19 protein-coding genes and 2 pseudogenes are annotated in these 21,240 nt (G+C 38.4%); 17 read left to right on the plus strand and 4 right to left on the minus strand.

The features are described 5' to 3' along the window. Positions 1–434 precede the first annotated feature (434 nt). The gene (locus tag J7E77_RS09910; RefSeq protein ID WP_214713846.1) at positions 435–2,459 is read left to right on the plus strand and encodes a glycoside hydrolase family 3 protein; all 2,025 of its coding nucleotides are present in this window, start codon (positions 435–437) and stop codon (positions 2,457–2,459) included. A 143-nt stretch (positions 2,460–2,602) separates the two neighbouring features. Here J7E77_RS09910 and J7E77_RS09915 read toward each other — a convergent pair whose 3' ends face one another. Beyond that, the gene (locus J7E77_RS09915; RefSeq protein WP_214713848.1) at positions 2,603–3,043 is read right to left on the minus strand and encodes an Rrf2 family transcriptional regulator; all 441 of its coding nucleotides are present in this window, start codon (positions 3,041–3,043) and stop codon (positions 2,603–2,605) included. Positions 3,044–3,276: 233 nt separating this feature from the next. Between J7E77_RS09915 and J7E77_RS09920 the strand changes: the two genes are divergently transcribed. The 9 genes from J7E77_RS09920 (at position 3,277) to J7E77_RS09960 (ending at position 12,041) form a co-directional block, all read left to right on the plus strand. Next, positions 3,277–4,149, plus strand: a complete 873-nt coding sequence (locus tag J7E77_RS09920) for an SDR family oxidoreductase (protein WP_214713850.1) — start codon at positions 3,277–3,279, stop codon at positions 4,147–4,149. Between the two features lie 160 nt (positions 4,150–4,309). Next, on the plus strand, positions 4,310–4,495 hold the full coding sequence (locus tag J7E77_RS09925) for a hypothetical protein (protein WP_214713853.1): 186 nt from the start codon (positions 4,310–4,312) through the stop codon (positions 4,493–4,495). Positions 4,496–4,647: 152 nt separating this feature from the next. After that, positions 4,648–6,957 carry an RNA polymerase recycling motor HelD gene (gene helD, locus J7E77_RS09930; RefSeq protein ID WP_214713855.1) on the plus strand — a complete coding sequence of 770 codons (2,310 nt, stop codon included), beginning with the start codon at positions 4,648–4,650 and terminating at the stop codon, positions 6,955–6,957. A gap of 309 nt (positions 6,958–7,266) precedes the next feature. Continuing rightward, the gene (locus J7E77_RS09935; protein WP_251028031.1) at positions 7,267–7,593 is read left to right on the plus strand and encodes a DUF3870 domain-containing protein; all 327 of its coding nucleotides are present in this window, start codon (positions 7,267–7,269) and stop codon (positions 7,591–7,593) included. A gap of 244 nt (positions 7,594–7,837) precedes the next feature. Further along, positions 7,838–9,025, plus strand: a complete 1,188-nt coding sequence (locus J7E77_RS09940) for a CaiB/BaiF CoA transferase family protein (protein ID WP_214713857.1) — start codon at positions 7,838–7,840, stop codon at positions 9,023–9,025. Positions 9,026–9,041: 16 nt separating this feature from the next. After that, on the plus strand, positions 9,042–10,250 hold the full coding sequence (locus tag J7E77_RS09945; protein WP_214713973.1) for an acyl-CoA dehydrogenase family protein: 1,209 nt from the start codon (positions 9,042–9,044) through the stop codon (positions 10,248–10,250). Positions 10,251–10,452: 202 nt separating this feature from the next. Then, complete coding sequence (locus tag J7E77_RS09950; protein ID WP_214713859.1) at positions 10,453–10,773, plus strand: YbjQ family protein; 321 nt, start codon at positions 10,453–10,455, stop codon at positions 10,771–10,773. Further along, positions 10,773–11,009: a hypothetical protein gene (locus J7E77_RS09955; RefSeq protein ID WP_214713861.1), complete on the plus strand. Its 237-nt coding sequence runs from the start codon at positions 10,773–10,775 to the stop codon at positions 11,007–11,009. The genes J7E77_RS09950 and J7E77_RS09955 overlap by 1 nt, the downstream gene beginning before the upstream one ends. Positions 11,010–11,264: 255 nt before the next feature. Continuing rightward, positions 11,265–12,041 carry an arylamine N-acetyltransferase family protein gene (locus tag J7E77_RS09960; RefSeq protein ID WP_214713863.1) on the plus strand — a complete coding sequence of 259 codons (777 nt, stop codon included), beginning with the start codon at positions 11,265–11,267 and terminating at the stop codon, positions 12,039–12,041. A 125-nt stretch (positions 12,042–12,166) separates the two neighbouring features. Here the strand turns inward: J7E77_RS09960 and J7E77_RS09965 are convergent, their stop codons facing one another. After that, complete coding sequence (locus tag J7E77_RS09965; protein WP_214713865.1) at positions 12,167–12,409, minus strand: glutaredoxin family protein; 243 nt, start codon at positions 12,407–12,409, stop codon at positions 12,167–12,169. A gap of 234 nt (positions 12,410–12,643) precedes the next feature. Beyond that, positions 12,644–13,081: a signal peptidase II gene (gene lspA, locus J7E77_RS09970; protein ID WP_214713867.1), complete on the minus strand. Its 438-nt coding sequence runs from the start codon at positions 13,079–13,081 to the stop codon at positions 12,644–12,646. 314 nt (positions 13,082–13,395) lie between these two features. Between lspA and J7E77_RS09975 the strand changes: the two are divergent. From J7E77_RS09975 to J7E77_RS10005, 7 genes and pseudogenes are all read left to right on the plus strand, one after another. Further along, a pseudogene (locus J7E77_RS09975) lies at positions 13,396–13,659 on the plus strand (DNA replication protein DnaD); the annotation flags it as partial. 52 nt (positions 13,660–13,711) lie between these two features. After that, positions 13,712–13,948 carry a hypothetical protein gene (locus J7E77_RS09980; RefSeq protein ID WP_214713869.1) on the plus strand — a complete coding sequence of 79 codons (237 nt, stop codon included), beginning with the start codon at positions 13,712–13,714 and terminating at the stop codon, positions 13,946–13,948. Positions 13,949–14,173: 225 nt separating this feature from the next. Further along, on the plus strand, positions 14,174–14,560 hold the full coding sequence (locus J7E77_RS09985; protein ID WP_214713871.1) for a DUF4386 family protein: 387 nt from the start codon (positions 14,174–14,176) through the stop codon (positions 14,558–14,560). 129 nt (positions 14,561–14,689) lie between these two features. Next, positions 14,690–15,073: a hypothetical protein gene (locus tag J7E77_RS09990; protein WP_214713873.1), complete on the plus strand. Its 384-nt coding sequence runs from the start codon at positions 14,690–14,692 to the stop codon at positions 15,071–15,073. 435 nt (positions 15,074–15,508) lie between these two features. After that, positions 15,509–17,440, plus strand: coding sequence for a fructose-1,6-bisphosphatase (locus tag J7E77_RS09995; RefSeq protein ID WP_214713875.1), 1,932 nt, complete (start codon positions 15,509–15,511; stop codon positions 17,438–17,440). Positions 17,441–17,512: 72 nt separating this feature from the next. Beyond that, complete coding sequence (locus J7E77_RS10000; protein ID WP_214713877.1) at positions 17,513–18,880, plus strand: dipeptidase; 1,368 nt, start codon at positions 17,513–17,515, stop codon at positions 18,878–18,880. Between the two features lie 105 nt (positions 18,881–18,985). Further along, positions 18,986–19,738: an NADPH-dependent oxidoreductase gene (locus tag J7E77_RS10005; RefSeq protein ID WP_214713879.1), complete on the plus strand. Its 753-nt coding sequence runs from the start codon at positions 18,986–18,988 to the stop codon at positions 19,736–19,738. 260 nt (positions 19,739–19,998) lie between these two features. Here J7E77_RS10005 and J7E77_RS10010 read toward each other — a convergent pair. Beyond that, positions 19,999–21,178 (minus strand): annotated as a pseudogene (locus tag J7E77_RS10010) (IS3 family transposase); the annotation flags it as partial. Between the last annotated feature and the right edge of the window lie 62 nt (positions 21,179–21,240).

Genomic DNA, 21,240 nt, shown 5'->3' on the forward strand with positions numbered 1-21,240 from the left:
AGCATAGAAGGTCGTTATAAACCGTTTCACATAGCTCGTAATTAGCACCATCCAACACTGGGATGGTGCTAATTTTAATAAAACTCATTCATTTTACTTTTTAAAAAAAAGGATGACTATCTTATCCTAAATAATTTAATCTCCTACTAATCCATTAATAAGTGGTCATGTGGAACAAAGAGAGTGAAACAAGAAAATGCGGGGTGTGCCACCGGAATTTAACTATGAAGATAAAAAATAAAAATATCACAAAAAAACCTAAAATTAATACAACGGTTAATTGTCTTAATTTTCGTATAATTTAATTGTTCCATTTTGTATCCGGTTACAAATAATGAACGTCAAGTTTTTGGGCGCAAGGGAGGGAAATATAAATATTTTTTTGCAAACACTTTTATGATTCACTTTCAACAAATTTCAAGGGGGTAGCAAAATTGGCAAAAAAATCGAAACGGTTAAGAAAAATGGTTATGTCTTCTCTTATCACAAGTGTGGCTGCTGCCACACTTGCCGGCGGGGCATTTGCCTCACCACCGGACCACTCAAATGCTGGTGGGAAAAAGGCGCCATCGGTTGAAGCTCATGTTAAGCCCACTATTAAGATTGGTCAACGTCTATTCAAAGATCTCAATGCTAATGGCAAGCTTGATCCTTACGAAGACTGGCGCTTGTCCACCGAAAAGCGTGTAGCCGATCTCCTGCCGCGAATGAGCATGGAGGAGAAAGCAGGCATCATGCAAATCACATCACTTAGCACTACTGCCATCAACGATTACATCAATAACCGCCACATTCGCTACCTTATCATCCGAGATAATCCTTCAGCTAAAGCACTAGCTGAGCGAGCAAACCAATATCAGGAGATTGCCGAGGCCTCACCGCTGGGTATCCCGATCGTTTTCACCTCTAACCCGAGGAATAACATAAATGAACAGAACGAGTTCGGCATCAGCGAGGCTTCCGGTCAATTCTCCACCTGGCCTGGAACCCTGGGTCTTGCGGCAACGCGTAACCTCAGCCTCATTCGCGACTTCGCCGAGATTGCCCGCGACGAGTGGCGCGCAGCCGGCATCCAGAAGGACTACGGCTACCAGATTGAAACCGCAACTGAACCGCGCTGGCGCCGAATCTCCGGTACCTTCGGGGAAGACCCAACGTTGAATGCAAAAATTGCCAAAGAACTCGTCCTTGGTTTCCAAGGTGAGGAGCTTAGCAGCAAGTCTGTCGCCCAGACCGTTAAGCATTTCCCTGGTGACGGAGCGGTCGTCCGAGGCCTCGATCCGCACAATGAGGCCGGTCAGTTTGCGACCTATCCAACGCCTGGCAGCCTTTACAAATACCAGCTGCCGCCGTTTCAAGCTGCCATTGATGCTGGAGTGAGCTCGGTCATGTCCTACTACAATGTCCCTAAAAATGAGGGCAGCGCTGCACAGCTTCCACGTGAGCTTTGGCAATCGGAGACACAGCAGTTCGAAGAGGTAGCCGGTGCTTACAACAAGACCCTCCTCACTGACCTGCTCCGTGACCGGATGGGCTTTAAAGGATACGTCAACAGCGACAGCGGCGTGCTGACCAACCGCGACTGGGGTGAGCATGACCTAACAATCGAGCAGAAGTTTGCCAAGGCAATCGATGCAGGAACTAACATTTTCTCTGACAACAACGACCCAAGCGGCCTTATCTCTGCTGTAAATAAAGGCTTAATTAAAGAGAAAGACCTTGATCCTTCCGTGTCCCAGCTGCTTACTGAAATATTCAACCTCGGACTTTTCGAGGACCCATATACGGATCCGACAGAAGCTCAGGCCATTGCCAGCTCAGAAAAATCACAGGCCAGAGCAGACGAAGCGCATCTTAAGTCCGTAACGCTTCTACGCAACAATCAAGGAATGCTGCCGCTGACTGATGAAAAAATCGCAGATACAAAGCTATACGTAGAAGTGTTTAGCGGTTCCAACAGTGCCAGTCGCACAGACGCATTGAAGAAGATGATTGCGAAGGAAGACCCATCAGTAACCATCGTAAACGAGCTAAGTGAAGCGAGTGCCGCTGTAGTTTGGCTGCGTCCAAGTCCATACGAGTTGCCTGACAACTCTACTGTAGACATTAAATTAGGCACGAACACCGGAATTGACGTTGCAAAAGTTAAACAAATCGAAGAAAAAGTCCCAACTACCCTGGTGATTAACATGACCAATCCATGGGTTATCGATGAGGTAGAGCCTGCCGCTGCGTCAGTCGTGGCTACCTACAGCGTCAAGGCCGAAGCACTACTCGATGTCCTTCGCGGACGCTTTAACCCAACAGGTAAGCTGCCTATCACGATCCCAGCCAATCAAGAGGCTGTAGAAATGAACGCGTCTGATGTCCCAGGCTATGCCGAAAAGTTTGACTATACTTACACAAATGCAGCGGGTGACGACTACACCTTCGGCTTTGGGCTCAGCTATAAAAAGTAAGAGCATCTTGCCGGTCATACTACCTTACCACTAAGGGTTTTCATCTAGGTTAAATCTGAAAACTATTACCTCTAGTTAAAAATCAGTTTTATGCAAATTGAGAGCCGAGGAGTACGGTATCCTCGGCTTTCTCTATTGTATTTTTACATTCTATTAAATTTCTCTTTTTTAGTAATATCCCTGACTACATCCTCAATGGTTACATTTCCGAGAGCTTTCTCCAATGCCGTCTCGGCAATTGAAAACAGTGGACCAATTGTATTTTGAATATTTCTTCCTACGGGACAATTAGGATTGGGATTTTCATGTATGCTAAACAATTCTTTCTCCTGGACAACATTAACTGCTTTATAAACATCCAACAAGGTAATAGTAGATAGATCCTTTGCTAGTTCAGCCCCAGCAATACCAGGTCGTACATTTACTAATCCTGCTTTTTTTAACATGCCCATTATTTTTCTTATCACGGCTGGATTTGTATTGACACTTCCCGCAATAAACTCTGATGAGTTTACCCCGCCTTTATTAACCTCAAGAAGTGTTAATATATGAATTCCAACTGCAAAACGGCTGCTAACCGACATCTTTGCTCACCTTCTCTATTGTCTATACACTTTAATATCTCCATATTATTATAATGTAATCAATTTGATTACAAGTGTATTATACCAAAATTACGAGGAAAATATATAAATGGTTTTTTACGTTGACAAAAGATCAACATGTTATTAAAATGATTACAAGTAATCAAATCGATTACAAGTTAGAGGCAATAATAAAAATAATTTTAACAATAAAACAATTGGAGGAATATCAAATGAAAATATTAGTTACAGGTGCAACAGGAAAATTAGGATCAAAAGTAGTGGATACCTTATTAAAAACTATACCAGCAAATCAATTGGCTGTCAGTGTACGCGATCCAGAGAAAGCAGAAGGATTACGAGCTCGTGGAGTAGAAGTTCGCCAAGGAGATTTTGACCTTCCGGAAACATTAGATACTGCTTTTGCAGGGATTGATCGTTTATTAATTATTTCTGCGGATGGTGACAATGAAACAAGAATTCGTCAGCATACAGATGCAGTCGCAGCAGCTGAACGGGCTGGAGTGAAATATATCGCTTATACAAGTTTGGCTAATGCAACAGAAAGCACAAATATAATGGCACCGCCTCATGTTGCGACAGAAGCAGCAATTATTAAAACAGGGATACCATATACTTTCTTGCGTAACAATTGGTATTTGGAAAACGAAATTGGCAGCATTCAAGGGGCGATGGCAGGTGCTCCATGGGTAACTTCAGCTGGAACAGGCAAAGTAGGCTGGGCACTACAACAAGATTATGCAGATGCAGCAGCAGCCGTGCTTGTCGGAAACGGTCACGAAAATAAAGTTTATGAACTTTCTGCTCCTCTATTAACTCAAGAAGAATTAGCATCTGCTCTTGGAGTTGTATTGGGTAAAGAAATACCTGTACAACAAGTCACTGATGAGACTTATGCAGAAATCATGAAAGGTCTAGGTTTACCGGATTTTGTCATTCCGATTGTTGTTGGAATTCAAGAGAGTATTCGAAATGGTTCATTAGCAGTTGAAAGTAATGATTTTGAAAAGGTTCTCGGTCGTCCAATTACGCCAATTAACGAGGCATTAACCCAAATAGTTAACCAAATTTCTCAAACAAAATAAAATAAATTCCTTAAAAAACCGACCTTTCTGAATGAATCAGAGGTCGGTTTTTTTTAGAGGAAGGAATAATTCAAGCAACCGTAAAATATTTATATAAAAAAACAAGAGTAGGTTAGTCCATTAAGTGTCCCTATAGAGCTTCTAGAAGGGAGCCAATTCTTTGAATCGAAATCGAAATAAAAATGTACAGTTAACTATTTTGTTGCTTTTTTGCTTACTGGTCATTCTTATTATTCATGCGATTCTTCATATTAGAATTTACTTTGTATACAGTACAGGTCTTGGTCCTATTTTCTTAATAGGATTGATTATTTTCTTAATAGCTTTACTCTATTACAAAGGGTAAAACAACTAAATAAAAGTATGTTGATTTAACACTTGTTAAATGGTAAAATATAGCTCCATTGTAAAGAAAAGCATCTACAAAAAAATTGTAGATGTTTCTTTTTGTGCCAGTTCCCGTTGTAAAACTCATATTGAGAGGTGACGGATAAGAAAATGAGCTCGAAAAAACAAATATCAGTTCGTAATCATAAAGATTATCAAACAGAAGTTGAGCGCCTAGAGTTTACTAAGGAATATATTAAAAGCGTTCTGAAAATAGCGAAGGGAAATAAAGAACAGTTTGTCGAGAATTTGAAAGAAGCCTTTGCTGAACTGGATACGTCAGACAGTAGTTTAAGCTACATGAACCTTTTAACGAATGCTCAATATTTAGAATTGGCCGAAAGTGAATTGGAACGGTTAGCAAGCGTCATCGGGAAACCGTATTTCTCGAGAATCAATTTTACAAGCAGTGGTGACACCAAAGAAGAGATTTTATATATTGGGAAAGCCTCACTGTTTGACCGTGTGAATCAGATTCCGATTATTGTCGATTGGCGATCACCGATTGCAAATGTTTACTATGATGGCCGGTTAGGAAATGTTACGTATGACGCCTATGGAGAAACGCAAAGTGGGTATTTATCTTTAAAGCGGCAGTATGAAATCGAAAATGGACTATTAAAAGAGATTAGGGATATCGATTTAACCACACATGATGAACTATTGCAGAAATCCTTATCAGGAAAAGCGGATAATCGATTAACAGAAATTGTCGCTACCATCCAAAATGAGCAAAATGAAGTAATTCGAGCTTCACTTAAACACCCCATTATCGTTCAAGGAGCGGCTGGAAGTGGAAAAACAACCATTGCTCTCCATCGAATTTCCTACTTTCTCTACTCTTCTGGATATCGATTTCCTCCAGAAAAATTAATGATTCTTGCACCAAATAGATTGTTTATCGATTATATTTCCGCCGTTCTGCCTGATCTAGGGGTAAACAAAATTAAACAAACCACCTATATAGAGTTTATGAGAAATTGTTTAGGAAAGAAATTAACATTAATATCTCCAAATTCAAAATTAATGGCGCTCATTAACGGAAACGAAAAATCAAAAAGGATTCAATGGGTGTCTAGTTATAAAGGATCGCTGGATTTTAAGGAGTTAATTGACCACTATTTAAAAGAAATTGAGTTTAATTTGGCACCTTCCGAGGATTTTATGATTGAAAAATCACGACTAATGAGAGGGGGGAAACTCAAAAAACTATTTATCAATGAATTTCAATACTTACCTATCTATAAGAGATTGGATAAAATTAAAAATCTATTAGCAAATGATCTAAGAATAAAAAAATCGATGATTCTTTCAAAAATTAATAGCAAATATGACGATGCATTAGAAAAGGCCCTTTTTAGCAGCAGGCTGGATTCAGAAAAAAGAACGGAAAAAGTAGTCAGCTTCATGGATTCGAAAGAAAAAAGAATAAGTATGGTGGAACAAGAATCGAAGGTAGCGATAAAAAATTATATGGCACCTTTTGTTAAAAAAGATATTTTTACCTTATATAAGGAATTGATGACATCCCCTGAACTGTTACAAAAATATTCTCGTACGCTTTCCGAGTTAGAATGCAAGAGGTTAAGTAACTATTGTCAAAGGATTTTTGCTAAAAAGGCGCTAGAGCTTGAGGATTTAGCTCCAATATTTTACATGAAATCAAAATTAGAAGGTATTGAAGAACCATATAAAATGAAAAGTGTTTTCATTGATGAGGCACAGGACTATAGCTATTTCCAATTTGCCGCACTAAAAGAAGGTTTTGAAACAGAATTGTTTACGATCGTGGGAGATTTAGCCCAAGGGATTCATTCCTATCGAGGGTTAAACAGCTGGGAACCATTAGTAAACGACATTTTCCCAAATGCTAATTATCAAGCTTTACAAAAGAGTTATCGAACGACAGTCGAAATTATGCATTTAGCCAATGACATTCTTTCTATCATGGATAAAGACTTACCAAAAGTAGAACCAGTCATTCGACATGGGGACAAACCATGTTTTACGAAAATTGACCCTGGCAATTTGGAACAGGTAAAAAAGATACTTGAACATGATATTGATTTACTCAAAGAGGAAGAACTTAACTCGATGGCGATTATTGGAAGGACAGACAAAGAGTGCTTACGAATACATAAAATGCTGGAGAATAGCAATCTTCCAATTCAGCTATTAGAAGAAAAAGAAGATATGAAAAAGGGATGCGTTGTGATCTTACCTTCCTACCTTTCAAAAGGATTGGAATTTGATGCCGTACTGATTCTTACCATGGAAGAATCGTACAGAGAAGAAGAGTTAGACATCAAATTATTGTATGTAGCCATGACCAGACCGATGCATAGGTTGTATTTATATGCGAGTGCCCCATCGGAATTATTATTAAATAGAGCTGCATCCGTCCATTTTGATACGACATGAAATAATAAAGTGCCAGACACCATTTGAACCGGTGCCTGGCACTTTATTTTAAAAGGTGGATTTATTTCTTGACACGGTTCTACATGAAAAAAGATACAAATTGTTCTGACTCTTTTATCTTTCTTGAAAGAACACAACAGGATTATTGAATTAATTGGAGAATACATTAAAAAGACTTAAAGTTTTCCACCATAAATCATCTTTGGAAAATTGGTAGTTAGGCGTATTCCTTCAGAAACCAAATTAATAGAGTCAATGTAGATCATGTAATAAATGTAAATCATTTTTTTAAAAGCGAGGTGGATTTAAATGATGAATGGAAAGACTCTGTTTATAGCCGGGCATGCAAAGTTACCCCAAGGGATGGCAGCGAAAAGTGTATTTGAAACATTGACGATTACAGCAGAAATCGATAGAAAATATGGAGTCATTCTCGAGGCCTCCTGTACATTGGCTACTGAACATGCCCGTCGATTTGTTGGCCAAGTGTTAAGGGGGATGAGTTTAAACGACGGAATCGATGACGCAATTGCTGCACTTCAAATGTATTATCGAGGTAAGGCTGCCAATGCATTGGTGGCGGCGTTAAAAGATCTAGATCTCCATTATCAGCAAATAAAATCTACAGAAAAGTAATTGTTGAAAAATTCAAATTATTGGTATATAGTTAGAATGACAACTGGGTGACAGCAAAAACCTTGCTGCATGACCAGATGGATCGTAATAAAAATGATGATATTAAATTGACTATATTCACTTGATCTTCCTTCGCCGGAAGACGAGCTATGAGTAGGAGTCAGTAAAGCAATCAATGGAATTTTTCATTGTTTGTTTTACTGGCTCCTTTTTGTTTTATAAGTAGTCGGAAAGAGGTGATTTTGTGAAAGGGGCACTTGATGGAATCCGAATTTTGGATGTTTCTCGGGTACTGGCAGGACCATTTTGTTCTATGATTCTCGGTGACCTGGGAGCAGAAGTGATCAAAATTGAACACTATGCATCAGGTGACGAAACGAGGGGCTGGGGGCCGCCTTTTGTCAATGGAGAAAGTGCGTATTATTTATGTGCCAATCGGAATAAACAAAGTATGACACTTAATCTTAAATCAGTAGAAGGGAAAAAGATCTTTTCCAAACTGGCTTTTACTAGCGATGTCGTGATTCAAAACTTTAAATCTGGAACACTTGAAAAAATGGGATTAGGCTATTCGCAGTTAAAAGCAATAAACCCTGGACTGATTTTGGCTTCCATTACAGGTTTTGGGTCAACGGGTCCCTATAAGGATTTGCCAGGCTATGATTATATCATTCAAGCAATGAGTGGGCTGATGAGCATCACTGGCGAACCTGAAGGGAGTCCGGTAAAAGTTGGTGTGGCGATCGCTGATGTGTTAACAGGACTATATACCTGCATCGGGATATTAGGGGCTTTACAGCATCGGAACCAGACCGGGGAAGGGCAGGAAATTGATATTTCACTGATGGATTGCCAGATTTCTTCATTAATTAATGTGGCAAGTAATTATTTATGCAGCGGAGTGATTCCAAAACGACTGGGCAATCGGCATCCAAATATTTCACCCTATCAAGTGTTTAAGACAAAGGACGGTGATCTTGTCATTGCTGTAGGAAACGATGAGCAGTTTAAGCGATTTGCTGCTGTCCTTGGTAGACCTGAATTAGCGGAAATGGAAGAATTTATTCATAATGAACAACGATTAAAGAATAACGATAAACTGATTGCCATTTGTGAAGAACTGCTTTCAAAAAAGCCGAAAAAAGAGTGGAAAGAACGATTAGATGCAGCTGGGGTTCCAAATAGCCCAATCAACACCATAGCTGAAATGTTTGAAGATCCACAGATAAAGGCTAGAGAGATGATTGTCGAAATGGAACATCCATTAATTGATCATCTTCAATTAACTGGCTCACCGTTGAAGTTATCGGCAACACCGGTAACTATGAGGCGTCATCCTCCATTGGTTGGCGAACACACTAAATCACTATTAGAGAGCATTGGATACAATTCAGAAGAAATATCGAGATTAAAACAAAATAAAATTATTTAGGGAGGAAATATATATGATGAACTTTGAATTAACAAATGAGCAGCAAAGTATAAAGGAAATGGTTAGAAAATTTGTTGATAAGGAAATCATTCCAAATATTCAGGAGTGGGATCGCCAAGGTCATTTTGAACCGTCTATTTTGAAAAAATTGGCGGATTTGCAAGTAATGGGTGTCTGTATCCCTGAAGAGTATGGCGGAGCTGGCATGGATTATAATACACTGGCGATTGTATGTGAGGAATTGGAACGAGGAGATACTGCCTATCGTACAGCCGTTTCTGTTCATACGGGACTAAATTGCATGACGCTCATGCAATGGGGAGCAGAGGGACAAAAACAAAAGTATTTAGTCCCCCAAGCACAAGGTCGTAAAATTGGTGCTTTCGGATTGACAGAACCGAATGCAGGATCTGACGTTGCAGCGATGAATACAACAGCTACTAGGCATGGTGATTACTATATTTTGAATGGGTCTAAAACTTGGATTTCTCTTTGTGATGTTGCCGATCATTTCTTGATTTTTGCCAAGACAGATCATGATTTAGGGCATAAAGGAATGACTGCATTTATTGTAGAACGTAGTTTTGAAGGGGTAGAAACGAAGGCGATCAGGGGTAAGTTGGGTATTCGTGCTGGAAATACTGGAGAAGTATTTTTAACAGATGTAAAAGTTCCTGTTGTGAACAGATTAGGTGAAGAAGGGGAAGGGTTTAAAATTGCCATGTCTGCACTAGATAACGGCCGATTTACAGTGGCTGCAGGAGCAGTAGGTTTAATAGAAGCAAGTCTTGAAGCTAGCCTTAAGTATTGCCATGAACGGAAAGCATTTGGAAAAGAGATTGGAAAGCACCAGCTTGTACAGCAAATGATTGCAAAGATGAGCGCAAATCTTGAGATTTCCAGACTGCTGGTTTTTAAAGCTGGGTGGTTAAAGAATGAGGGTAAACGAAATACAAAGGAGACGTCTCTTGCTAAGTGGATTTCATGTAATGCTGCTTTTGATGCTGCAAATGATGCCGTTCAAATCCATGGGGCTTATGGTTATTCCGATGAATATCCAGTAGAGCGCTTTTTGCGGAATTCCAAAGCTCCAGTGATCTATGAAGGTACTAGGGAAATCCATACGATTATGCAAGGTGAGTACGCTTTAGGTTACAGGGAAGATAAGACTCTTCGTAAACAATTGCCTTCATGGCCTTTTGAACAAGTTAGCGTTACTAAATAGTTAGCCATATGGGCATGGAAGCTCATGGGAACGGTTCTTGACAGGTTGGACGTTTGCCAATTTAGTCGATCCGGATCAAGTAATGGGAAAATATAATTGAATGGTGCCTAACACTTTTTAAATGGTATAATAAGGAATAATGGGTGCGCATTTACGAAGTAAAGGCTATTATATTTTACGAATGTTTGATGGGGGTGTTTGTATGCTAGTTGTTACAACAGAAAATATCCAAGGCTACAGGGTGGTCGAAGTAAAAGGACCTGTTTTTGGTTTAATTGTTAGAAGCCGCGGCTTGGGTGCAGATATTATGGCGAGCTTAAAAGGTTTGGTAGGCGGGGAAATTAAACAATATACCGTGATGCTAGAGGATTCGAGGAAAGAAGCCATGGACCGGATGATCAAGAATGCAAATGCGATGGGTGCCAATGCAGTAGTTATGACTCGTTTCGACTCAGGGGAAGCTGGAAAAAATATGAGTGAAATCTTTGCATATGGAACGGCAGTCGTAGTCGAGAAAATGTAATGAACGGACTTTGGATAATTATCACCTATTACGGTTTGCAAATCATCGCTGTTATTGTTTTTATTTTATTAGGTGTGCTTATTTATGACAAACGTTTCAAAGGTCGACAGGGTGAAAAAGTGCCCGCCGGATTTGAAAAAACAGATGAAATAAACATTGACCCAGTGACCAATGAGAAAACAAGAGTGTACTATAACCCCCTAACAGGGGAGCGTTTTTATAAAAAGGAAAGATAATGGCCTAAAAAAATAAAAAAATGACTCAAATTGTAAAACAATTTGTAGTTATTTTTTTTTACCTTTTTTATTTATGGCAGACTCTACTCCGTCCTGAATCTTGTACTAATGATAAAATTCATTATCCAGGCTTTTACTCATTTGCCTACCATAAATTTCTAGGAATTTTTCATAGGTTTCGACGTTAATTAATTATTATATTTGCTTAAAGGGAATTTCAGAAAATTAAGCAATAAAAGGGCTTGGAGGGTAGAAATGCAAAAACTGACGTCTTTATTTCATAAAAGAATAGGCATTAAGAATAACGAAACAATTACCTTTGAAAATTTAGCTGAGGTTCTTGAAAAAACAGCACAAAACATACCGTTTGAAAATTTATCTATCATTGAAAACAAAACTCATAAGATTACAAAGGGAAACTTAATGAACAAAATAGTGGAAAGAAATGAAGGCGGCCTTTGTTTCGAATTAAATCCACTTTTCTATTTCTACCTATTAGAAAATGGGTTTAATGCAGTCTTAACAGACGGTGTTGTTTATAATCATGCTGCCGAAGAGTATCATCAACTTGGAAGGACGCATGTCACGGTTCTTATAAACCACGAGGGACAAACCTATTTAGTTGACACGGGTTTTGGTGGGAATTTACCGTTAAAACCCGTTCCAATATCCGGTGAGACCATTTCTTCGTATAATGGGGAGTTTCGAATTAAAAAAGTAAATCATCAATATGGGGACTATTGTTTAGAAATGAAATTAAAGCATAAAGATACAGATTGGAAAATTGGCTATGCATTTAATTCCAAGAAACCTATTGAAGATTTAGCGGATTTGAATGAAATCCAAAGAATAATTACCGAACACCCGGAATCTTCATTTAACAAACATCCATTAATAACTCGACTTACCCATAACGGAAATATCACCTTAACAGATACCACATTTACACATTGGGCTGACGGGATTCTATCCAAAGAGGCCATTGATCACTTGAAATTAAAAGAGCTGGCAAAACAACATTTCGGGCTGTAAAATAATGTCATTTTTGGGGGACAAACTTAACAAACATTTCTGGCGAACCGTAACAGTTACTGTTCGCCAATGCTATTTATAATGAAAGCTTGATCTCAAACTTTAAACTTTTTGACATACTTATATTATATCCCAAATAATTCAGCAAATTTTTCTTGATCAAATCCTAGAATAACTTCTTCACTATCCTTCTCTTCGATAATGGTTACGGGTGTTGCTGTAGCACCGAGTTGAATAAGTTCTTGTATATATTGATCGTTTTTACGAATGTCTCTTTCTTCAAACTCAATCCTATTTTCTTTTAACCATAGTTTTTCCGCATGGCAAGGCGGGCACGTTTCTTGCGAATAAATAATCACTTTTTTCATTTTACTACCTCCACTTCATTAAAGGTATTGTACAATGAATTCTTTTTCAATGGGTACAATTACAGAATAAAAAAGTGCCTTTCACTTTTTTATTCACTATGAAACCTTCATGATTACGTTTGCATTTGCAAGCTTGATCGTAGCCTTTCTTTCATTTAACCCAAAAAAATAATCCACCCTTGACTTTAGCAAAGACAGTAAAAGAGCATTTTTACATATGCATTTCTAGAGAATCTAGTGCTTATTTTTCAACCAGCTAACAACTCCATAAATAATAAGCAGTAACCCCCCGATCTCGATAGCATGGTCGGCCAAGTTAAGAATTCCACCAGAGCGAATGATAAAATCTGTCACCTGCCCAAACAAAAGTCGATCAATGCCATTTCCAATTGCTCCACCGACTAGGAATCCAAAACTACTATCGATGAGAGCACCTTTTATATCTCCGGTTTTGCGAAAATATAAAACACCTATCACGAACAACACAGCCACAACACCGAAGAGCCGCGCATACCCTTGAAATAAACCTCCTGCCATCCCGCTATTTTCGATATGTGTGAGTTGTATTCCCCACAATGTAAATGTTTCATTGATGTCAATGTAAGTCCGAATTAGATATTTAGAAAGCTGGTCCATCACAATTACGAGGATTGCAATTACGTAAAATAGCATATATAGTCCTTCTTTCTGGCAGAATCCTTTGCATCCTAATCATCAGTATAATTGAAAGCTTATTTCTATTCTATTATGAAGCTCTTATACGTTTATCCGATATTGTTAAGTAGAACTGTTACGAAGTAGCAACAATCGGGATTGAGAACGGATCATTTAATTGATAGATAGATTCCAAACCATTTTTATTTGACCACGGTATTAGTTTGTTCATTAAATATTCACATGCTTATGAAAAAGAACATATCCGTTTTCTTCATTAAACCCTATATCTTCTATGTAGGGTTTTATAAAAAGGAAGGCAGTGGTTGCAGATGGCAAAGTTTAGAATGGTCCGTACTGATTTTTGGAAGAATCCAATTGTTTCAGAGGAGATGACTCCAGAAGATAAATTTTTTTATCTTTACCTTCTTACGAATCCACATACGACTCAAATCGGAATCTATAAAATTACCAAAAAACAAATGGCATTTGATTTGGGCTATTCGATTGAGAGTGTTCATTCGTTAATGGAACGATTCATCAATCATCACAAGTTGATCCTTTACAATCCTGAAACGAGAGAGCTGGCAATACGGACAGTTTGTAAAATTGGAAGAGTGATAGATTGAAAGAAAAGAGGGAGTATGGATGCGAAAAAGATTAGTGGGAGTTAGGTTAATGGCAGCTGCAACGGTACTTGCGTTTCATCCGATGGAACAGTTGGATGAGGAATATCAAACGAACATCGGTACCCAGCAAGATGGGGATCAAAACAGTGGTTCCCCAGTGGAAGAGGCGTCCGGAATGCCAACTAATCAAACCCCAATCACGTTAATAGAAACCATTGAAATGGATATTACCCTATCGACAAGCGAGCCTACATAAATATTGACGATGTCTGTTACAATCTCCTCAGATGTAATATCCTTGGTAAGTAGCTCGTGGTGTTGACAGTAATCAATTATTTCTTTCGTGACGTTTTGGAATATAGCAACTGATAGTATTTTTGGTACTTTTCTTGTTTTTGCTGCCCATTTACTGCTCGTCTTTACTGTTTTCGGACTATATTTTCTTCAAGGGGAAAGAAACGGCTTGCTGGGTCTCTAGGCCATGCTTCTAGGAAACATAGGAAACATCATTGTAACAGCCATTGTTTTTGTGGAAATTGCACATGCTTCAGGGGAAAAGGTTGGCCAAGTTTTTACCACAGCTTTTACTCAGCCGATTTATACCTTCGGACCGCTCCTGTTTGTAGTAGGAATGATATTGTTGGGAGTATCAATGATTAGGGGGAAGGTATTTCCTAGATTTTCAGGCTATCTTTTATTGATCGGCACCCTAGTGTTTGCTGCGGCAAGTGTATCAGGCGACAGCCAGAAGGTTGTTGAGGTCATTGGCGCTCTTTTCACTGGGGCGGGATTTATTGTAACCGGATTAAAGTTTGAAAAATTTAAAGGACTCTCCGAATCGGAGGAAGGAAAAAATGTCACATTGTAGAAAAACCCGATCATGTCTTAACGATTAAACGAAAATGTCACCTTTTGTCACTTTCGACAATTTTTTTCAGATAGTACGGAAACTGATATATCATGATATAATATGGGCAATGAAACGGAGGTGCTTTAATTGGAGAAGCAGATCCTTACCCTACTACAGCAAATGAATAATAAGCTGGATCATTTAGATTTTACGTTGAAAGAGCATGGCGAAATGTTGAAAGAGCATGGCGAAATGTTGAAAGAGCATGGCAAAATGTTGAAAGAGCACAGCGAAACGTTGAATGAGCACGGCGAAACCTTAAAAGAACATGGTAGAATTTTAGCATTGAGGACGGGACAAGAATTTCTAAAGGCCGAATTAAGTGAAATGAAACTTCAAAATGCTAAAGACTTTAGCGAAATTAAAGAACAATTAAAAAATCAAGAAGACAGCATTGAAATATTAAAAGATGAGACATGGAATAATAAGAAAAGTATCTTGAGGGTTCAAAAAACAATGGGGCTTTCCTAGCATCCATTCAACCAGCACTGAAAATTTAATAATTGTTTTAGGACCAATTGAAATGAAGTGAGGGAAACAATAGTAAAAATATCCATGGGTTTATTTAATAGTTAGAAACTCCTCATACGTATTACATCCATTACCGCTTCAAATGAAATCCCCATTCAACCAGCCAGACGAAATTGGCGTTTTTTACCTAAGAAAGATAAACGCCTGCCGGAAGAGCGATTCCAGGGCGATTTGTACTTGACCTTACGGCAGGTGAAGAGTGATGTGTTTCGCGAAGTTCTGCGATTGCAGCCATCAAATTTCCTTCTTTTGCAAATAAAGACAATAAAAATATGTATTATGATATCAAATATATTCTATTTATCACTTATAATATTATTAATGAATGATGTTAATAAGTGCAACGCAGTCAATTCTGAAAGGGGATACATAATTTTGAACGCAAAATATCTAGATTTACTCGCCCAAAAATATGATAGTGCAGAAAAAGTAGCAACAGAAATTATTAATCTCGAATCCATTCTAAATCTACCAAAGGGGACTGAACATTTTGTCAGTGATTTACATGGTGAGTATCAAGCCTTTCAACATGTATTAAGAAATGGTTCAGGGAATGTAAAAGAAAAAATTAATGACCTGTTTCAACATAACTTAACTGAAACCGAAAGGAATGAATTTGCAACATTAATTTATTACCCAGAGGAAAAACTGAAGTTAATAAAAAGTCATTTTGGTAATGAACTAGAATTAAACCAATGGTATACAGAAATCATTGAGCGAATGATTAAGCTCATTTCTTATGCCTCCTCCAAATACACACGCTCTAAGTTACGTAAAGCTTTGCCGAAACAGTTTGTGTATATAATTGAAGAGTTACTCTACAAAAAAGATGATTCCACAAATAAGGATGATTATTATTCAAAAATTGTCCAGCAGATTATCTCCTTAGCACAGGCTGATAAACTGATCATAGGTCTTGCCTATACGACACAGAGATTAGTTGTCGACCATCTTCATGTAGTAGGGGATATTTACGACCGTGGACCCGAGCCCGATAAAATTATGGAAACACTGATCGATTACCATTCGGTTGATATTCAATGGGGAAACCATGATGTCCTATGGCTGGGTGCCTTTGCTGGATCAAAGGTATGTCTGGCTAATATTATTCGTATTTGTGCGAGATACGACAATTTGGATATTATTGAAGACGTATATGGAATCAATCTAAGACCATTACTTAATCTAGCGGAAAAGTACTATGAAGACAATCCGGTTTTTAGACCTAAGGTCCATTCCGATAAAAAACTATCTAATCATGAACAACTGCAAATTACGAAAATTCATCAAGCGATCGCCATGATTCAATTCAAACTGGAAATCCCGATCATTAAGAGGCGCCCGTACTTTAATATGTCAGAAAGACTTTTACTTGAGAAAATTGATTATGAAAAGAACGAAATAACGATACATGGGAAAACCTACCCTCTAGTAAATAGTTGCTTTACAACGATTAATCCAATGCAGCCCGATCAATTACTAGATGAGGAAGAACAAGTCATAGAAAAATTGTTATTTTCCGTGCAGCATTCCGAAAAGCTGGCTAGACATATGAAATTCCTAATGAAAAAGGGCAGCCTTTATTTGAAATATAACGGTAACTTGTTAATTCATGGTTGCATTCCTTTAGATGAAGAAGGAAATATGGAAAAAATGACGATTGAGAATAAAACGTATGCAGGCCGTGAATTACTTGATACGTTTGAATATAATTTACGACATGCTTTTGAACATCCGGAAAAGACAGAAGACCTTGCAACTGATATGGTTTGGTATTTATGGAACGGAGAATACTCATCCCTCTTTGGAAAAAGAGAAATGACCACCTTTGAAAGGTACTTTATTCAGGATAAGGAAACGCACAAGGAGAGAAAGAACCCTTATTATTACTTACGTGAGAATGAAGAACTTTGCAAAAAACTCCTTGCTGAATTTGATCTCGACCCTGAGCAGGGTCATATTATCAACGGCCATACACCAGTGAAAGAAATTGAGGGAGAGAATCCCATCAAAGCGAATGGAAGAATGATTGTTATCGATGGTGGGTTCTCAAAACCCTATCAATCTGTAACAGGTATAGCAGGATACACGTTACTATATAATTCCTACGGTATGCAATTGGTTGCTCATAAACATTTTCATTCAAAAGAAGATGTATTAAGTGACGCAACGGATGTATTATCTGTCAAAAGATTAGTGGATAAAGAACTAGTGAGAAAAAAGGTAAGAGAAACGAATATAGGGAAAGAACTATTACAGGAAATTTCAATTTTGAATAGTTTGAGGGAATATCGGTATATGAATTAGAGCGGATTGTAGGTTTTCCCCATTCTTTTTGTATAAAATAAGAATAGAAAATAAACTTGAAAAGGTGAGAACATGAGTCAATTATCCGAGTTGTTATCCAATCAACATAATCAAAATGTCGAGGAATTAAAAGAATTGCTCCGGATTCCAAGCATCAGTTCCTTATCCGAGCATAAAGAGGACATTCAAAAAGCAGCTTCATGGATTGCCAATAAATTAGAAAGCATTGGAATGGAACATGTTGAAATCGTCCAGACAAAAGGGCATCCGATTATCTATGCGGACTGGCTTCATCAGGAAAACGCCCCAACGGTCTTAGTGTACGGCCATTATGATGTACAGCCCGTTGACCCCATTCATTTATGGGAAACGCCTCCGTTTGAACCAACGATCCGTGATGAAAAGATCTATGCCAGAGGGGCAACCGACGACAAAGGGCAGACGTTCTTACATATCAAAGCAGTGGAAACACTATTGAAATTAGAAGGGAAATTACCGGTAAACGTAAAATTCTGCATCGAGGGAGAAGAAGAAATCGGAAGTCCTCATCTTCCGCCATACTTATCCGAGAATAAAGAAAAATTATCCTGTGATGTGGTCGTGATTTCCGATTCTGATATGTGGGACAGAGGCGTCCCTGCCATTACTTATTCATTAAGAGGTCTGTGTGCATTAGAAGTTTCCCTTAAAACCGCAAATTCTGATTTACACTCGGGCATGTTCGGCGGAGGAGTTCAAAACGCCAACCATCTATTGGTACAGCTGCTTTCAACTCTTCATGATTCAAATGGTAAAGTAAATGTTGACCATTTTTATGATGAAGTAGTGGAATTAACCGCATTTGAAAAGGAACAAATTAAAGCACTGGGCTTCGATGAAGAAAAGTTAAAAAAATCGTTAGCATTAACTGATTTAACAGGAGGGGAAAACAATTATCCTTACCCTGAGAGAATCAGTTCCAGGCCAACATTAGAAATAAACGGATTATGGGGCGGATTTCAGGGAGAAGGAACAAAAACGGTCATCCCGAACGAAGCTCATGCCAAAATCACCTGCCGTCTAGTTCACAATCAAAACCCTGAAAAAATTCAGGAATTAATCAAAAAGCATCTTGAGGAACATGCACCAAAGGGATGTACGGTGAAAGTGTCTCTTGGCGATACGGGGAATCCATTTTTAACGCCAATCGACAGTCCGATGATCCAAAAAGCAGCTGAAGCGTATGAAACCGTTTATGGGAAATCGCCGGTTTATAAAAGAGAAGGTGGTTCGATTCCTATTGTATCGGATTTCAACCAATCCCTATATGCACCTGTTGTTTTAATGGGATTCGGTCTGCCAGATGAAAATCTTCATGCTCCAAACGAACACTTTAACTTAGAAAACTTTGATAAAGGAATCTTAACGATTTGTTCCTTTTTAGAACTTCTAAATAAGTAAAATGGTGCCTGACACCACCTTCAGTGGTGTCAGGCACTTTTATTAGATTCAGGTGTTTGAATTTAAAGCTGAGTGTGTAGTATCGTATACACGAGGAGTGATAGTATGAACGAAACCATTCAATTATTAAGAAATCATCGCTCAGTTAGGGACTTCGACACTGAAAAAGAGGTGAGCGAAGCCCAGATCCAAGTGATTATTGAGGCGGCTTTGGCTGGTCCCAATTGGATTAATGGTCAGCAAGTGAGCGTAATCGAAGTTAGGGAGCCTGAAAGGAAAGCAGCATTGGCGAAAGCGGCAGGCAACCAAAGGTGGATTGAGGAAGCTCCAGTATTTCTAGTGTTTTGCATGGATTTTTATCGGGCGAAGCTGGCAGCTGAAAAAAATGGTACGGAGTTTAAAATTGTCGAGGACTTAGAAGCCATTATTATCGGTTCAACAGATGTAGGGATCGCTCTAGGTAGTGCGGTGATAGCCGCTAAATCGATGGGACTCGGGATTGTTCCAATCGGAGGGTTACGGAGAAATCCCCAAACCTTTGTTGATCTATTGAATCTTCCGGAATATGTTTTCCCAATCTCAGGTCTGGTCGTCGGATATCCACGATCCGTCCCCGCTCAAAAACCAAGGCTACCAATTAAGGCAACCCTTCAGAAAGAACAGTATGATACGAAAATGCAAAAGGAAATTATTGACCAATATGATCAAACGATATCATCCTATATGTCTGAACGGACCAGCGGACAAGATACCAGCGACTGGTCCAGTAAGGTCGCTCAATTTTATGATAGAGGTTTTGACCAATATGGAAAAAATTCCAGTCCTACGGTAAAAAATCAGAGGTTCCGATATAAGTAAAAAATTCATATATCTGACTCAAAATAAGAGCAACGGACAAGTTGCTCTTTTATTTATAAATTTTAGGATGTAATAGTAAACGTGTTTGGAACTCAGCGTTGTTACAGGTACATCGGGCAGTCGAATCAATTTCGATGATATTGTGATCTGCAATTAGTTCAGATGTCAACCATCACAACTATGGTGTAATTGCCTTAGAGAAAAAGGGGTATCTTTAAATCTAAATTGAAGTGACCCCGTAAAGTTAGACAGGTTATTCGTTAGGCAGCTTGTTGGGCATGAGCTCGGTATTGTACCGGGCTCATGCCTTTTAATTTTGCCTTAATTCGTTTGTGATCATAGTATTCTATATATTTTTCTAGTTCTTGTTTAAAATGTTCCACACTTTTAAATTCTTTTAGATAAAGAAATTTCGATTTCATAATTCCAAAGAAATTTTCCATAACAGCGTTATCGTAACAGTTCCCTTTGCGAGACATACTTTGCGTCCCATGTCCACTGATGGCTTTACGGTATTTTTTCATTTGATAGTGCCACCCTTGATCAGAATGGATAAGAAGTGAATCCTCGTTTGTTAAACGTTCAAAAGCTTGATCTAACATTGTTGAAACCAGTGAATAGGTGGGGCGTGTACCGATTGTATAATTGATGATCTCGCCATTAAATAAATCCAACATAGGAGATAAATATAACTTTTCTCCAAATAATTTAAACTCCGTAATATTCGTAACCCATTTCTCATTTGGTCTGTCTGCTTGAAAGTTTCGGTCTAAAATATTTGGAGCAGTCTTCCCAACTGTTCCTTTGTAAGAGCGATATTTTTTCATACGAACATGTGATTTCAATCCTAGTTCATTCATGATACGCTGTATTTTTTTGTGGTTTACTTCGTGTCCACGATTTCTAAGTTCATCACGAATACGGCGGTAACCATAACGGCCTTCATGTTCGTCATAAATCGTTTGAATTAATACTTTCAACTCTGCATCTGAATCCGGACGACCCGGAATTTTCACCCTATAATAATAGGTGCTACGCGGGATGTCTGCGAGCTTTAGAAATGCTATCACCGGAAATTCATGCCTCAATTCATAGACTACTTGCGCTTTGTCTTTTTTTGTGATTTTTCCTTGTTTTGAACTAAGGCATTCAACTTTTTTAATACGCATTCTCCATACGTAAACGTTCTAATTCCTCGTGGAGTGACTCAATAGAACCTTCGACTGGTGCTTGTTTTTTTGATGTTTCTTGTTTCTCATTTTTCATAGATGGACGCCCCTTTTCTTTAGTTCAAGGGCGTCTATTCCATGCGTTTCAAATTGCTTTTTCCATGGAATAGTGTAGAAGGTGCTGGAATGTTAAATATTGCAGCTGTTTCTCTGATAGACGTTCCTTGTTCCTTCATAAAATTAGTACGTCTAGTTTATACTGCAAAGTATATTGGGGTGCAGTTCATTCAATTATTGAGTCCTGGATTTTTTATTTTAGCTATTTGCCTCCTG

This window comes from Bacillus sp. ISL-77, assembly GCF_018613105.1.

What these genes read in the sequence shown, in the direction of transcription:
- J7E77_RS09915 (WP_214713848.1), bottom strand. Translation starts at nt 3,043, where the DNA reads ATGTCGGTTAGCAGCCGTTTTGCAGTTGGAATTCATATATTAACACTT.
- J7E77_RS09920 (WP_214713850.1), top strand. Translation starts at nt 3,277, where the DNA reads ATGAAAATATTAGTTACAGGTGCAACAGGAAAATTAGGATCAAAAGTA.
- helD (WP_214713855.1), top strand. Translation starts at nt 4,648, where the DNA reads ATGAGCTCGAAAAAACAAATATCAGTTCGTAATCATAAAGATTATCAA.
- J7E77_RS09935 (WP_251028031.1), top strand. Translation starts at nt 7,267, where the DNA reads ATGATGAATGGAAAGACTCTGTTTATAGCCGGGCATGCAAAGTTACCC.
- J7E77_RS09945 (WP_214713973.1), top strand. Translation starts at nt 9,042, where the DNA reads ATGAACTTTGAATTAACAAATGAGCAGCAAAGTATAAAGGAAATGGTT.
- J7E77_RS09950 (WP_214713859.1), top strand. Translation starts at nt 10,453, where the DNA reads ATGCTAGTTGTTACAACAGAAAATATCCAAGGCTACAGGGTGGTCGAA.
- J7E77_RS09955 (WP_214713861.1), top strand. Translation starts at nt 10,773, where the DNA reads ATGAACGGACTTTGGATAATTATCACCTATTACGGTTTGCAAATCATC.
- J7E77_RS09960 (WP_214713863.1), top strand. Translation starts at nt 11,265, where the DNA reads ATGCAAAAACTGACGTCTTTATTTCATAAAAGAATAGGCATTAAGAAT.
- J7E77_RS09965 (WP_214713865.1), bottom strand. Translation starts at nt 12,409, where the DNA reads ATGAAAAAAGTGATTATTTATTCGCAAGAAACGTGCCCGCCTTGCCAT.
- lspA (WP_214713867.1), bottom strand. Translation starts at nt 13,081, where the DNA reads ATGCTATTTTACGTAATTGCAATCCTCGTAATTGTGATGGACCAGCTT.
- J7E77_RS09980 (WP_214713869.1), top strand. Translation starts at nt 13,712, where the DNA reads ATGCGAAAAAGATTAGTGGGAGTTAGGTTAATGGCAGCTGCAACGGTA.
- J7E77_RS09985 (WP_214713871.1), top strand. Translation starts at nt 14,174, where the DNA reads ATGCTTCTAGGAAACATAGGAAACATCATTGTAACAGCCATTGTTTTT.
- J7E77_RS10000 (WP_214713877.1), top strand. Translation starts at nt 17,513, where the DNA reads ATGAGTCAATTATCCGAGTTGTTATCCAATCAACATAATCAAAATGTC.
- J7E77_RS10005 (WP_214713879.1), top strand. Translation starts at nt 18,986, where the DNA reads ATGAACGAAACCATTCAATTATTAAGAAATCATCGCTCAGTTAGGGAC.